We start from the raw sequence: 13,123 nt of genomic DNA, 5'->3' as shown, positions 1-13,123 counted from the left end.
CTTATTGAGGATTGACGATGGCAGCCCGGGTGCGCAGCACCAGCAAGCCGCCAAGGGCGATGAGCAGGGCCAGCACATAGAGGGCGAGGCTGGCGCTCTGGGTGGTGTCGCGCATCCAGCCGATCAGGTAGGGCGCGAAGAATGAGGCGATGCTGCCGAAGGAACTGATCAGGGCGATGCCGGCGGCCTGGGTGCCGTTGGACAGGAAGGCCGGCGGCATTTGCCAGAACATCGGCAACGCCGCGCTGGCGCCCATGCCAGCGACGATCAGGCCACTGAGCACCAGGGTCGGATTGCCCGGGGAAAGTCCGGCGACCGCAATGCCCAGCGCGGCCATCAACAGCGGCACGCACAGGTGCCAGCGGCGTTCGCGATGGCGGTCGGAGGAGCGTCCGCAACCGATCATGAAAAAGCAGCCGGCCAGGTAGGGCACTGCGCTGAGCAGCCCAACCTTGCCGTCGCTGCCGATGCCGGCGCCGTGGATCAGGGTCGGCATCCAGAAGGCCAGGGTGTTCACCGCCAGCATCACGGCGAAGTACACCGCCACCAACAACCAGACCTGCGGATTGTTGAGAATCGCCGAAAACGAGGTGATGGATTTGCGCTGTTCTTCAAGGCTCAGTTGTTCACGCAGTTGTTGCTTGGCGTGTGGCGTGAGCCAGTTGACCGTCTCGAAACTGTCCGGCAGGCACTTGAGCACAACGAGGCCGAGCAGGATCACCGGCAGCCCTTCGATGACGAACATCCACTGCCAGCCGCGCAGGCCGCCAAGGTCATGGAAATGCTCGAGAATGCCACCGGACAATGGCCCGCCAATCACCCCGGCCATTGGCACGGCGATGGCAAACAACGCGGTCACCTGGGCCCGGCGCCGGGCCGGATACCAGCGGTTGAGAAAGACCAGGATGCCAGGAAAGAAACCGGCCTCGGCCACGCCCAGCAGAAAGCGCAACACGTAGAAACCGGCGGCGCTTTCGATGAGGAACATGCCGGTGGACAGGGCGCCCCAGACCACCATCAGCGTGGCGATCCAGCGCCGCGGGCCCACCCGGTCCAGGGCCATGTTGCTGGGCACGCCAAACAGCGCATAAGCGATGAAGAACAGGCCGGCGCCGAAGCCGTAGACCGTGTCGCTGAACTGCAGGTCGGCGCTCATCTGCATCTTCGCGAAGCCAATGTTGATGCGGTCCAGGTGGGCGAAGAGGTAACAGACCAGCAACAGCGGCATCAGCCGCCAGGTGATGGTGGCATGGGTGCGGTCGTGGGCGATGGTGCCGGCCGTGTCGGCGGTATTGGCTGTGCTCATGATCTTGTACTTTTTGTCAGAGAGGCCGATGGGGAGTGCGGGGCAGACGGATTCAGGAGGCCTGGCCCTTGAGGAAGGCGTGGACGTTGTTGGCCTTGAAGTTGAGTTGCTCGTGCAGCTCGATCATCTCGAATGACAGGGCCAGCAGGCGTTGGGCCTGGAGTTCGGCGAAGTGCGCGGTGATCGCCTCGAAGAGTTTTTCCGCGACTTTCTGGCGGGTGGCCAGGTCACGGCCATGGCCGACTTTCAAGGTCATGTGCACGAAGGCGTAGTCGTGCTTGCCGTCGGCCATGCGCCAGGTGTCCAGGCGCACGCCACGGCTACGGATGCCGCCCAGGGGAAATACGCCGCTTTCGCCCAGCAAGGCATGGACCTTTTCAAACAGGCCGGGCAGGTCGGCTTGTTGTTCGATGTTGTCGGTGTATTCAGCGATGAAATGGGGCATGGGGGCCTCCTGCGTCGGCAGCTTTGAGTTGTAAGCCGCAAGCGACAAGTTGAAAGCGATCAGCTTGTCGCTTGCGGCTGCTGTTCAGACTGGAAAAATGGCGTTGATCTGTCCGGTGCCGGAACTGCCGAAAGGCTCGGTGATGATTTCGGCGGGCTTGTCGTAGTCCGGCCCGCCGAGCAACCCCAGCAGCATCGCCGTGTCATGCATCTTGCCTTCGCCGAAGCAGTGTTCGGCATAGTCCGGGAGCATGGCGCAGAACTCTTTCCAGCGGCCCTGGCGCCACATTTCGACGACATGCAGATCGACCTGCTTGTCGAATTCCCGCGTCCAGTTATGGATGTTGGCTTCGGCGTTGCGATCATCGGAAAAGCGGTGGGACAACGAGCCGGACGCCAGCACCAGTACCTTGCGATCGCTTTTCTCGATGGCCCGGCGCACGGCGGCGCCGAAGGCGAAGCTGTCCTGCAGGCGATGCCAGGCGCACCAGGCGGCAATCGACACGACGTTGAATTTCTGGTCTTGCGGGACATCCATGTGCATGTAGCGCATGGGCACCAGCGTGCCGTATTCCAGTTCAAGGCTTGGGATGTTATGGGCCAGGGTGCGCACATCCACGGCATTGGCCTCGGCGGCGATCAGTTCGCCCAGTTCCGGGGCGCCCGAGTATTCGTACTCCATGTTCTTGATGAAGTGCGGCAGCTCGTTGCTGGTGTAGATGCCCTTGAAGTGCGCGCCGCTGTTGACGTGGTAGGCGCTGTTGACCAGCCAGTGCACGTCGAACACTACGGCGGTATCGGCGCCCAGCTCACGGGCGCGGCGGCCGATTTCCTTGTGGCCGGCAATCGCTGCGGCGCGGCAACCGTGGTGCTTGCCGGGCAGCTCCGACAGGTACATCGAGGGAACGTGGCAGATTTTCGCAGCCAGGACGACTTCGCCCATGATGATTCTCCTGAAAAATTGTTCTTGTTGAATCTCGGTTGTGGGAGCAAAGCTTGCTCGCGATGCAGGCGACTCGATTTCTGGTAGGCCGCATCGTCTTCATCGCGGGCAAGCCTTGCTCCCACAGGAGCAGGGATAAATCCCCTTGCCACAAGGTTTATCACCAGATTTTCTCTACGTCATACCCCCCAACGCGGTATGTGATGACTGCCCATGGAAATGCAAACGTTCTTGATCTCGGCAAACACTTCAAAGCTGTACTGTCCGCCTTCGCGGCCGGTTCCGGAACCCTTTACGCCACCGAAAGGCTGGCGCAGGTCGCGTACGTTCTGGCTGTTGATAAACACCATGCCGGCCTCGATGCCGTGGGCCAGGCGATGGGCCTTGCCGATGTCCTGGGTCCAGATATACGAGGCCAGGCCATATTCGGTGTCGTTGGCCAGTTGCAAGGCTTCGGCTTCATCCTTGAACGGGATCAGGCACACCACCGGACCGAAGATTTCTTCCTGGGCGATGCGCATCTTATTGTTGACGTCGGCGAATACCGTCGGCTGGATGAACTGGCCGCGGCTCAAGTGCGCCGGCAGGTTGGCCGGGCGCTCCAGGCCACCGGCCAGGAGGGTGGCGCCTTCTTCGATGCCGATCTTGATGTAGCCGGTGACCTTGTCGTAGTGGGCCTGGGTGATCATCGAGCCGACCTGGGTTTTCGGGTCTTGCGGGTCGCCGACGATCAGGCGTTTGGCGCGGGCGGCAAACTCGGCGACGAATTGTGGGTAGACACTTTCCTGGATGAAGATCCGGCTGCCGGCGGTGCAGCGCTCGCCATTGAGGGAAAAAATCGTGAACAGCGCCGCATCAAGGGCACGTTCGAGGTCGGCGTCTTCGAAAATCAGCACCGGCGACTTGCCGCCCAATTCCATCGAGTACTTTTTCAACCCGGCGGTCTGCATGATTTTCTTGCCGGTGGCGGTACCGCCGGTGAAAGAGATCGCCCGCACATCCGGGTGGCGCACCAACGCATCGCCGGCGGTGGCGCCATAGCCCTGGATCACGTTCAACACACCGTTGGGAATGCCGGCTTCGACCGCCAGGCGACCCAGCTCGTTGGCGGTCAACGGTGACAGTTCGGACATCTTCAGCACAGCCGTGTTGCCCAGCGCCAGGCACGGCGCGGTCTTCCAGGTCGCGGTCATGAACGGCACGTTCCAGGGCGACACCAGCGCGCAGACACCCACCGGTTGGTACAGGGTGTAGTTGAGCATCTGATCGTCGACCGGATACGTGTGGCCGTCCATCCGCGTGCAGACTTCAGCAAAGAAATCGAAGTTGTGGGAGGCGCGTGGGATCAGCACGTTCTTGGTCTGGTGGATCGGCAAACCGGTGTCGAGGGTTTCCAGTTCGGCCAGCTTCGGCACGTTCTGCTCGATCAATTCACCGAGCTTGCGCATCAGCCGGGCGCGTTCCTTGGCTGGGGTGTTGGCCCATTTCGGAAACGCTTCCTTGGCCGCCGCGACCGCTTGGGCGACTTCCTCGGCTCCGCCGCTGGCGACTTCGCCGATGGCCTCCCCGGTGGCCGGATTGTAGTTGACGAAGACGTCTTTGCTTTCGACCTCACGGCCGTCGATCCAGTGTTTGATCATGCTGCTCAAGCCTCTTTACGGGATGCGAAGAACTCGGTTTCGCTAACGATTCGATTGACCAGGCGACCCACGCCTTCCACTTCCACCACCACTTCATCACCGGGCATTACGTCCGCCAGGCCTTCCGGCGTGCCGGTGGCGATCATGTCGCCGGGCTGCAGGGTCATGAAGCTGGACAGGTATTCGATCAGGTAGGGGATGTCGAAAATCATGTCCTTGGTGCTGCCTTCCTGGCGCAACTCGCCGTTGATCCAGGTGCGTAGCGTCAGGTTGCTCGGGTCCGGCACATCGGCCACATCGACGATCCAGGGGCCGACGGGCGTTGTCGCGTCACGGTTCTTCACCCGCAGGTTAGGGCGGTAGTAGTTTTCCAGGAAGTCGCGGATCGCGTAGTCGTTGCACACGGTGTAGCCGGCCAGGTAGCTCAGTGCATCCTCGCGCTTGACGTTGCGCGCGGCTTTGCCGATGACCGCCACCAGCTCGCACTCGTAATGCATGTAGACGACGTTGTCGGGGCGCCAGGTCGCCTGGTTGTGGCCGGTGTAGGTGCCGGGCGATTTGATGAACGCCAGGGGTTCGGTCGGTGGCTTGAACGCCAGTTCGGCGGCGTGATCGGCGTAGTTCAGGCCCAGGGCGAACATGCTGCCGCTGGCCGGTGGCAGCCACTGGACCTGGTCTTCGGCCAGCAGGCGACCGTCGGCCAGGCGCACGGCGTTGTGGGCTTCGACGGTGACGGCGTGCTCCTGGCCTTCAAAACGAATGCGCGCGTGTTTCATGAATCTGCTCCTGTTTGCTCGGCCACGACGGTATTGACCAGGCGGCCCAGGCCGCTGATGTCCACTTCGACACGGTCACCGGGCAGAACATCGACCCGGCCCTCAGGCGTACCGGTGATCAGCACATCGCCGGCATGCAGGGTCATGAACTCGCTGATTTCGGCAATCAACTGGGGAATGTTGCGAACGAAGTTGGCCGTGCTGTTTTGCTGGCGAACCTCGCCGTTGACGTACAGCGTGATCGCCAGGCTGTGGGGGTCGGTCACCTGGGCGGTCGGCACCAGTTCCGGACCGATGGCGCAGAAGCCATCCCGGCACTTGGCCTTGACGGCGGGGCGGTAATAGCTGTCTTCCGGGAGGCTGAATTCATTGACGATGGTGTAGCCGGCCAGGTAGTCCAGGGCTTCGGCGGCGCTGACGCGGCTGGCCGATTTGCCCATCACCACGCCAAGGGCCGGTCCTGGTTGCAGCCTTTCGCCGTGACCTGGGTGAACCACGTCTGCGTCGTGCCGGTTGCGGGTATTGGGCGTCTTGATGAACAGAACGGGCTTGAGCGGCGGCTTCTGATAGGGCGGTTGCTCGAACTCGGTGAGGCGCTGTTTCAGCAGCCCCTGGTAGTTCAGCGCGACCCCGAACAGGGTGCCGGTCGCGACGTCATGCAGGGCACGGCTCATGCTTGTCTCCTGGCGATGGCAGAGTGATGAGGGCTCTGCGGTTATTGTTAATGTGTTAACAGTTATAATTAAGATGTTAACTATCGTCAAGCGTGACAGAATGACCGGCACTGGTTGCCTTGCCAGATTCGGTGCAGGATGAGAGCGGCAGGTACCTGAATCAGCATAAAAACGAGCATTGCGTGATGACCGACCGCCAGCCGATTCCGAACATCAACATTGGTCAGGTGTATGACCAGCGCTACAGCGACGCCGAAGTGCATTACGACCGGCTCGCCAACCTGGCGGGTTTTTTCGGCCGCAACATGCCGGTGCACCGCCACGACCGGTTCTTCCAGGTGCACTACGTCAAGAGTGGCACCGTGCGCGTATACCTCGATGACCAGCAGTACGTCGAATCCGGCCCGATGTTCTTCCTCACGCCGCCGACCATTCCCCATGCCTTCGTGACCGAGGCCGACAGCGACGGGCATGTGCTGACGGTGCGCCAGCAATTGGTGTGGCAACTGATCGATGCTGACCCGAGCCTGGCGCCGGCTGGCGTGCAGATGCCGGCCGCCTGCGTGGCCTTGGCGCAACTGGGGCCTGGGCAGGCGGGGGAGGTGCGGCGCCTGGAATTCCTGTTCGAGGAACTGAGCAAGGAGGTGGTGGCGGGGCATCCGGGGCGCAGCGCGGCGCTGGACGGGTTGACGCGACTGATCATGATCAGCTTGCTGCGGTTGTGTTCCAACTCCCTGGAAGCCAGGCCGGCGCGGCATGAAGACCTGAAGATCTTTCACCGCTTCAACGAGCTGATCGAGGCCCACTACCTGCAGCATTGGCCGTTGTCGCGCTACGCCGAAGGCATTGGCGTGACCGAGGCGCGCCTCAATGACGTGTGCCGTCGCATCGCCGACCTGCCTTCCAAGCGCCTGATCATGGAGCGGTTGATGCAGGAGGCCAAGCGACTGCTGTTGTTCACCGGCAGCTCGGCCAATGAAATCTGCTACCAGCTCGGCTTCAAGGACCCGGCGTATTTCAGCCGGTTTTTCCAACGTTACGCCCAGCTCACACCGGGGGAGTATCGCCAGCGGCAATCGGGGTTGCGCTGAATGGTGGCGGGAGGGATTTCTGTGGGAGCAAAGCTTGCTCGCGAATACTGGCGATGAGGTCTTTCAGAAATCGAGGCGCCTCCATCGCGAGCAAGCTTTGCTCCCACAGAACCCCCTTCCACAGTGACATAGCGCGGCTTTGCTTCTTGCAGCCGCCTGGCGACGACACTAAGCTGCCGACTCGCCCATTCACACAGTTCGAACATGTCCAACCCCAGACCTTCTTTGACCCTGACGCTGTTGCAAGCCCGCGAAGCGGCGATGGCTTTTTTCCGCCCGGCGCTGAACCAGCATGACCTCACGGAGCAGCAGTGGCGAGTGATCCGCATCCTCCATCAGCAAGGTGAGTTGGAAAGCCACCAGCTCGCCCATCAGGCCTGCATTCTCAAGCCGAGCATGACCGGTGTGCTCAGTCGCCTGGAGCGCGATGGCTTGGTGCGTCGGCAGAAGTCCAGCCAGGACCAGCGGCGGGTCTTCGTGGGCCTGACCGAGCGCGGCCAGCAGTGTTTCGTGTCCATGAGCGAGGGTATGGAAGGCAACTATCGGCGGATCGAAGAACAGTTTGGCGAGGAAAAGATGCAGCAACTGCTCGCCTTGCTCAATGAGCTGAAGAACATCAAGCCATGAGCCATGAGCCATGAGCCATGTCTCATGTGGCTTGAGTTTTGGGCCAATGAGCTTTGAGCTTTTGTGGCGAGGGAGCAAGCTCCCTCGTCACAAAGTCGTGTTCACACCGCACTGCGTTCACGCAACTCCTGCAACCGATCGGCCCCACCTTCTGCCACGCGATTCTCGATCAAGCGATCAGAGCCTCCTTCAGCCACACGATTCTGAATCAACCGATCAGACCCGCCTTCCGCCAGTTGATGCGCAGCCTGGGCCGGGGCGTTCTTTGCCGAGGCAGCGTTCGCCAGGCCGACACCGCCAACCAGTGTCAGGGCGATTGCCAAGGACGAGAGTTTCGAGAAGTTGAACATGGTGATTCTCCTTGCGTTTAGTTGAGTAGGCCGGGTGCTGCTGTCCGGTGAGCACAGTTAAACGCGCAGATGTATCGACGATGTGTGCCAGAAGAGGGTGAAATTCATCATTTCGTATCAGTCCGCATTTCATATACAGACCGATACAAACTCAGTCAGCGCGGGCGGGCGGATAGCTTCAAGTGCCTGGTCAGGGCTGGGCGAGGGCTTGCTTCAGTTGGTCCACCAACGCCGGGGTCATGTAGTGCGGCCCGTCGAACAGGTAGAGCGGGTAGCCTGCATAGGCCGCCAGTTGTGGCTTGAGTTCGGCGACGGTAGCGGAGCGGAAACCACCGCCGTATTGGGGGCGGAAAGCTTCGACGATGATCCGCACGCGATCCTTGCCAAGCCGATCACGCAGGGCATCGGCGTAGTTCCGAGCCACCGGGGCGGTGCGGGCGTAGACGCCGACGCCGTCCTGGAAAAACACGCCGATGTCGTTCGGCAGCCATTGCTTGAGCCAGTCTGCGGTGGCGGCTGGGCCGATATTGGCGCCGTCGTAGACGCTGATCCACAGCGGTCGCGGCAGCTTGGCGAGCAAGGCCGGCAGCTCCGTGGCGCGCGACCAACTGGGGTCGACTTCAGCCGGAAAATACCAACCGGTGACATGCAATGGCGTCGGCAACCCGGCGATGCGCTCCGACAGCGCCGCCAGTTGCTCGATATTGTCCCGGGAGCGGTTCTCGCTGAAATAACCGGCCAGCCCAAGGATGACATCCTGGGCCCAGGGCGCCTTGGCGATGCGCGCCCAATCCGGCAGTACCGGTACGCTGGTCAAGCCGGTGCCGGGCACGAAGGCTTGGTCGTCCACCACCGTCCATTGCACCAGCAGCGCGTGCACCCCCAGTTTTTCCCAATGGCCGCTGATACCGACGGTCTGGTTGTCCGGCTGCCAGACGATGCCGACGATGTTCGGTGCCGCAGTGAGCGTGCTCATGTAGTACGTCCCTGTACCTGCGCCGAGGAGCGCGACCACTAACAGCGCCGCGACGGTCTTGCGATGGACTAACGTTGCGAAGCTTTTCAAACAGGTTCCTTCTGGAGGCAGTGTAGTCGCGGCCCGGCAAGGCGAGCCGCTTTTCGTGCCGATGGAGCGACGGTCACACCCACGGGCTCAATAGGAGTAGGTCAGGCGGGCGAACACGCCTTTGGCCTGATCTTCGCCAAATACCCTGGCCCGGTATTGCAGGGAAAAATCCACATAGGAGCGTGGCGCGTTGTAGGCGTCTTCCCGGAACCAATAGCGTACGTTGTTTCCTATCCCGATCGCTCCGGCGTCGCCGGAAGAAAAGCCGCCGCCGGCTTCGCTCTTCATCTTGGAATCGTAGTCGATCGCCGCGACGACATGGGGGAACGCCACCCAGCGCGAGCCGGTCCCGCCGATGGCGTAGCTGCGGCCCACTTGCCATTCGCTGTTGAAGTAATTGCGCGAGGCGTTGAGGTAGTGGCCGACCTCGGCATACAGCTGCGAGGTCCACCAGCTCGGCACATCGACTCGCAGATCGGTACCGATGCTCGAACCGTAGGCCAGTCGCACCAGCCAGTCGCCGTCGACATTGGAAGACCCCAGCGGGAAGGTCCGTTCAAGGGCGGCCATGATGTTGACCGAACTGAAGGGCTTGACCCGCACGCCGAGGGCGCCTTGCAAGGCATCGGCGCCGGTGTCCGAATCGCTGTTCTTGCTCCACAGGGTGTCGGTGATGCGCCCATAGAGTTCGACAAAGCGGCCGTTGCGATAGCCCAGCGGACGCCACGACAGTTCGGTGCTGTTTTGCAGCAGGTCATTGCTTTCGCTGCCGCTGCTACTGGCGCCCGGGGCGGCGCTCAGGCCACTGGAGCTGCTGCCACGATAGCTGGTGGTGCTGGTCAGGCCGAGCCTGCGCGATACATCGCCCACGGTGCGACGGGTATCGAACAGCTGTTGCGCGGACAGGGGCGACTCAGCGGTTTTTTGCCCATCGATGACACGCTTGAAATACGCCACGGCTTCGTCGTCTTCATGGACCCGCATGGCGTTGTAGGCGGCGTCCTGGGCGGGTGCCGGTGCCAGTCGAGCGGTGGCGTCCGCCTTGCGGAACGCGGCATGGGCAGCTTCGTCGTCGCCGGCCCGAACCCCATTGTAAGCAAGCTGCAGATCACTCACCGGAGCCTGATCGCCGGTGTTACCCGGCGAGATGGCGCAGGTCAGACCGTAGGTACTTTCCTGGCAGAGCAGGACGGGGGGTGAGGATTGGGCCTGGGCGGAGCGGATGTCACGGGCTTCCCTTGCCGACAGGCCCGCAAGGCTCTGGGCTTGGTCAAGATCATCCTGGGCCGCCTGCGACTTGCCCTGGTGGTTACGGGCATAGCTGCGCAACACCCAAGGGGCGGCTTGACGGTCGTCCACCGCCAGTGCGGAAGACGCGGCCTGTTCGGCACCGGGATAATCCTTCGCCGCCAGTAGCGCACTGATGAGCAATTGCTGGTTGGCGACAATCTCTGGAGCCCAGGCCACGGCTTTGCGCGCCTGGTCCACGGCGCGGGTCGTGTTGTCTTGCTCCAGGGCGCGATAGCCCTGGGTCGCCAGCGGTACGGCCAATTGGCGGCGAATGGCTTTGCGGCGCAGGAACAATGTGTTGTCGTTGGCAAAGACGCCGAGGGCCTCGGTGGTGGCCCGATCGGCTTCTTCCAAGTGTTGCTGGCGTTGCAAGGAGTCGATCAGCAACAGGCGATATTCACGGCGTCGGGGGGCCTGGCTGATGGCCTTGCGGGCCGATTGCGCGGCCAGGTCGAATTGTTCGCGGTCGTAGGCCTTGAACCCCTGGGACGCCGCGACGAAACCCGGTGAAGCTGGCGCCGCGCGCGAAGATGCAGCGGTCCGAGGTTGGTCGCGCAGCTTTTTGTCCCGCTCGGCCAATTCAATCAGCGTGTTCAGGCGCTTCACATCGGCACGCAGGCGCAGGGCCTCGCGGGCCTTGGCGATGGCCAGGTCGTAGTCCTTGCGCTCGTAGGCGCTGTAGGCTTCGTTGGCAACGGTATAGGCCGGGCCGGTCAGTGGCAGCGGCAACGTCTCGGCAAGCGCAAACGCAGGGATCAGGCTCAGCCCCGTGGCCAAAAAAGTCAGGAAGGGGCGGTTCATGCCGGGAGCTCCGTTGGGTAGAGATTATGCTGACGGGCCACCACTTGTTCGATGGTTGCCCGGGGCAGCACGCCGCTGTCCACCAGGTAATCGCCGATCCGGCCGTGGTGCTGCGGACGATATTGCAACATGGCACGGCTGAACTGATCGCGGTCGAGCAGGCCCATTTCGATCAGCAAGTCACCCAGCAGCGGCGCACTGGCATTCGGTACGGCGTGGCCGTTGCGTGCGGGCAACTGGCGCAACAAAGCGAGAATTTCACTTTCCCTGGCGATCAGTTGCACCGGCTCGCCGCCCAGTTCGGCGCTGACCTGCTGCAAGCCTTCGTCGGAAAGCGGATTAGCGACGGCGATCTGCTCCCGGCCTTCGCCATTGGGCCCCAAGGGAATCGCCCGCCAGCGCAACGCAAACTCGCTGGTCAGTGACGAGGTTGAGGCCGCGGTTTTTTCGGCCACGTCGAAGACCCGGGGCAGGTCATTCTGGAACGCGATGGCTTCGGCCAGGGTTTCATCGTCCAGCCAGCCGTTATTCAGCAAAATCCGTCCTAGCGGTACATTGCGCGACTGTTGTTCATCCAGGGCGCTTTGCAGGTGGGTGTCGGTAATAGCCTGCCAGGACAACAGCACGCTGCCCAAGCGGCGCGGCGCAATGGCGACCAGGTCGGTGGATGGGAAGTCATGCATGGTCTTGTCCCAGACCAGCTTGCGGTTCATCACCTTGCCCACCAGGAACATGCGCCAGGCCCGGGCGGCGGCCATGAAGTTGACGAAGTTGCCCACCAACATGCGTGGGATCGACAGCAAGCCGTGCTGCCAGCCGTACAACACCGTGGTGAAGTAGTAGCGATGCAGGATTCGCCAGGCCAGGGCAACGCCGTTGGCCAGCAACAGGTATTTGATTACGCTGCTGGTTTCAAAAGGCGTTGGGAAACTGACGTCCCACAAACCGCTGTTGCGCAAGATGATCAGGCCCAGCAGTTGCACCAGGATCGCGTAGGCAATGATGCTGATGAACGCTGTCACTACCCCCTTGCGGTCGCGAAACAGCAGGTATCGGTTGGCCAGCGAACCATTCCAGCCCATCTGCTCCCAGCCTTGCAAGCCGATGCCCAGGGTCCAGCGGGCCTTTTGCCGGAAGGCGGTGCGAAACGTGTCCGGGAAAAACTCGCGCACGCACAGTGGCATCGTCAGGGTCGATTCGTAGGGTTTGCGGAACCAGGATTTGCGCAGCACCCGGAACTGCACGGGGAAACGTACGAAGATCGCATTCATGCCCACCTTGGCCAAGCGCGCGCCCACGTCGTAGTCCTCGGTGAGACTGTCGGTGTTGAACGGCTGGTTTTCGGTTTCACCGGCCAGCACTCGCAGGGCGCGATGGGAGAAGCAGGTGCCGACGCCGGCCGAGGGCACGGTGTCGGTCATGCTTTCACGCACCACCAGATCCTTGCCATGCCATTCGGCGAACTCGTCCATGTAGACACCCGCCACCCATTCGTACCAATTGCGCTCCAGAGACACCACCGGCAACTGGATCATGTCCTTGCGCGGCAACAGGTAGTTGAATAGACGCAGTTCAAGCGGATGCAGCACGTCCTCGCTGTCGTGCAGGACGACGCCGGCGAAGGTCATGCCATGGGTTTTCTCATGGAGGAAAATCGCCTGGATCACCCAGTTCAAGCAGTCGGCCTTGCAGGTCGGCCCGGCATGGGGCACTTCCACGCGGTGCAGTTGTTTGTAACGCCGGCGCATCCGCTCGACTTCGTCGATGGTGCGCTGGTCGTTGATGTACGTACCAACGAAGACCACGTAGTTCTGGTAGTCGAGTGTCGAGACCATGTTCTCGATCATCGGTGCGATGACGTCGTATTCCAGCCAGGCCGGCACCATGATCGCCAGGGGCTGTTCGTCCCGGGCCAACAATTGCTCGACGGTCAGCGGCCGGTAGCGACGGTTCACGGTGAACTTGCGGTACAGGCGACGAGACCAGTACCACAGGTCAATGATCAGATCGTCCAGGCTGGAGATCAGGATCAGTACCGCGACCACGATGGTCGCGGCTTCCAGGTAGTTGTAGTAGTGGGCCAGCCAATAGGGCCAATAAAGCGACGTCATCGAA

Annotated in this window: 12 protein-coding genes; 2 read left to right on the top strand and 10 right to left on the bottom strand. The window is 61.9% G+C overall.

The window, feature by feature from the left end; all coding sequences use genetic code 11:
* Position 1 precedes the first annotated feature (1 nt).
* The 6 genes from AB4N80_RS20675 to AB4N80_RS20650 form a co-directional block, all read right to left on the bottom strand.
* Positions 2-1,306: an MFS transporter gene (locus AB4N80_RS20675; RefSeq protein ID WP_305470899.1), complete on the bottom strand. Its 1,305-nt coding sequence runs from the start codon at positions 1,304-1,306 to the stop codon at positions 2-4.
* Positions 1,307-1,358: 52 nt separating this feature from the next.
* Positions 1,359-1,751 (bottom strand): tautomerase family protein, encoded by a 393-nt coding sequence (locus tag AB4N80_RS20670; RefSeq protein WP_122569440.1) that lies wholly within the window; start codon positions 1,749-1,751, stop codon positions 1,359-1,361.
* Between the two features lie 84 nt (positions 1,752-1,835).
* Positions 1,836-2,693, bottom strand: a complete 858-nt coding sequence (gene hpaD, locus AB4N80_RS20665; protein ID WP_122569439.1) for a 3,4-dihydroxyphenylacetate 2,3-dioxygenase — start codon at positions 2,691-2,693, stop codon at positions 1,836-1,838.
* 179 nt (positions 2,694-2,872) lie between these two features.
* Positions 2,873-4,333 (bottom strand): 5-carboxymethyl-2-hydroxymuconate semialdehyde dehydrogenase, encoded by a 1,461-nt coding sequence (hpaE, locus tag AB4N80_RS20660; RefSeq protein WP_122569438.1) that lies wholly within the window; start codon positions 4,331-4,333, stop codon positions 2,873-2,875.
* Between the two features lie 5 nt (positions 4,334-4,338).
* Entirely contained in the window at positions 4,339-5,109 is a 771-nt protein-coding gene (locus AB4N80_RS20655; protein WP_122569437.1) for a fumarylacetoacetate hydrolase family protein, read from the bottom strand.
* A complete protein-coding gene (locus AB4N80_RS20650) occupies positions 5,106-5,783 on the bottom strand; it encodes a fumarylacetoacetate hydrolase family protein (protein WP_460078551.1) in 678 nt (225 codons plus the stop codon). Before AB4N80_RS20650 ends, AB4N80_RS20655 begins: the two co-directional genes overlap by 4 nt.
* A 185-nt stretch (positions 5,784-5,968) precedes the next feature.
* Here AB4N80_RS20650 and hpaA point away from each other — a divergent pair, with 185 nt between their 5' ends.
* Together hpaA and hpaR are read left to right on the top strand one after the other, a co-directional pair.
* Positions 5,969-6,874 (top strand): 4-hydroxyphenylacetate catabolism regulatory protein HpaA, encoded by a 906-nt coding sequence (hpaA, locus tag AB4N80_RS20645; protein WP_122569435.1) that lies wholly within the window; start codon positions 5,969-5,971, stop codon positions 6,872-6,874.
* Positions 6,875-7,078: 204 nt separating this feature from the next.
* Positions 7,079-7,501, top strand: a complete 423-nt coding sequence (gene hpaR / locus AB4N80_RS20640) for a homoprotocatechuate degradation operon regulator HpaR (protein WP_122569434.1) — start codon at positions 7,079-7,081, stop codon at positions 7,499-7,501.
* Positions 7,502-7,602: 101 nt separating this feature from the next.
* On the opposite strand, the gene AB4N80_RS20635 is transcribed toward hpaR, so the two are convergent.
* The 4 genes from AB4N80_RS20635 to AB4N80_RS20620 form a co-directional block, all read right to left on the bottom strand.
* Positions 7,603-7,851, bottom strand: a complete 249-nt coding sequence (locus AB4N80_RS20635) for a phage infection protein (protein ID WP_122569433.1) — start codon at positions 7,849-7,851, stop codon at positions 7,603-7,605.
* A 190-nt stretch (positions 7,852-8,041) separates the two neighbouring features.
* Positions 8,042-8,917, bottom strand: a complete 876-nt coding sequence (locus AB4N80_RS20630; protein WP_122569432.1) for an alpha-amylase family protein — start codon at positions 8,915-8,917, stop codon at positions 8,042-8,044.
* Positions 8,918-9,004: 87 nt separating this feature from the next.
* A complete protein-coding gene (locus AB4N80_RS20625; protein WP_460090399.1) occupies positions 9,005-11,008 on the bottom strand; it encodes an NfrA family protein in 2,004 nt (667 codons plus the stop codon).
* On the bottom strand, positions 11,005-13,119 hold the full coding sequence (locus AB4N80_RS20620; RefSeq protein ID WP_122569430.1) for a glycosyl transferase family protein: 2,115 nt from the start codon (positions 13,117-13,119) through the stop codon (positions 11,005-11,007). Before AB4N80_RS20620 ends, AB4N80_RS20625 begins: the two co-directional genes overlap by 4 nt.
* Positions 13,120-13,123 lie beyond the last annotated feature (4 nt).

The organism is Pseudomonas sp. H3_A02, assembly GCF_054671965.1.
Note: the sequence above shows the minus strand (reverse complement) of the source record. Positions and strands in the feature narration are given on the sequence as shown.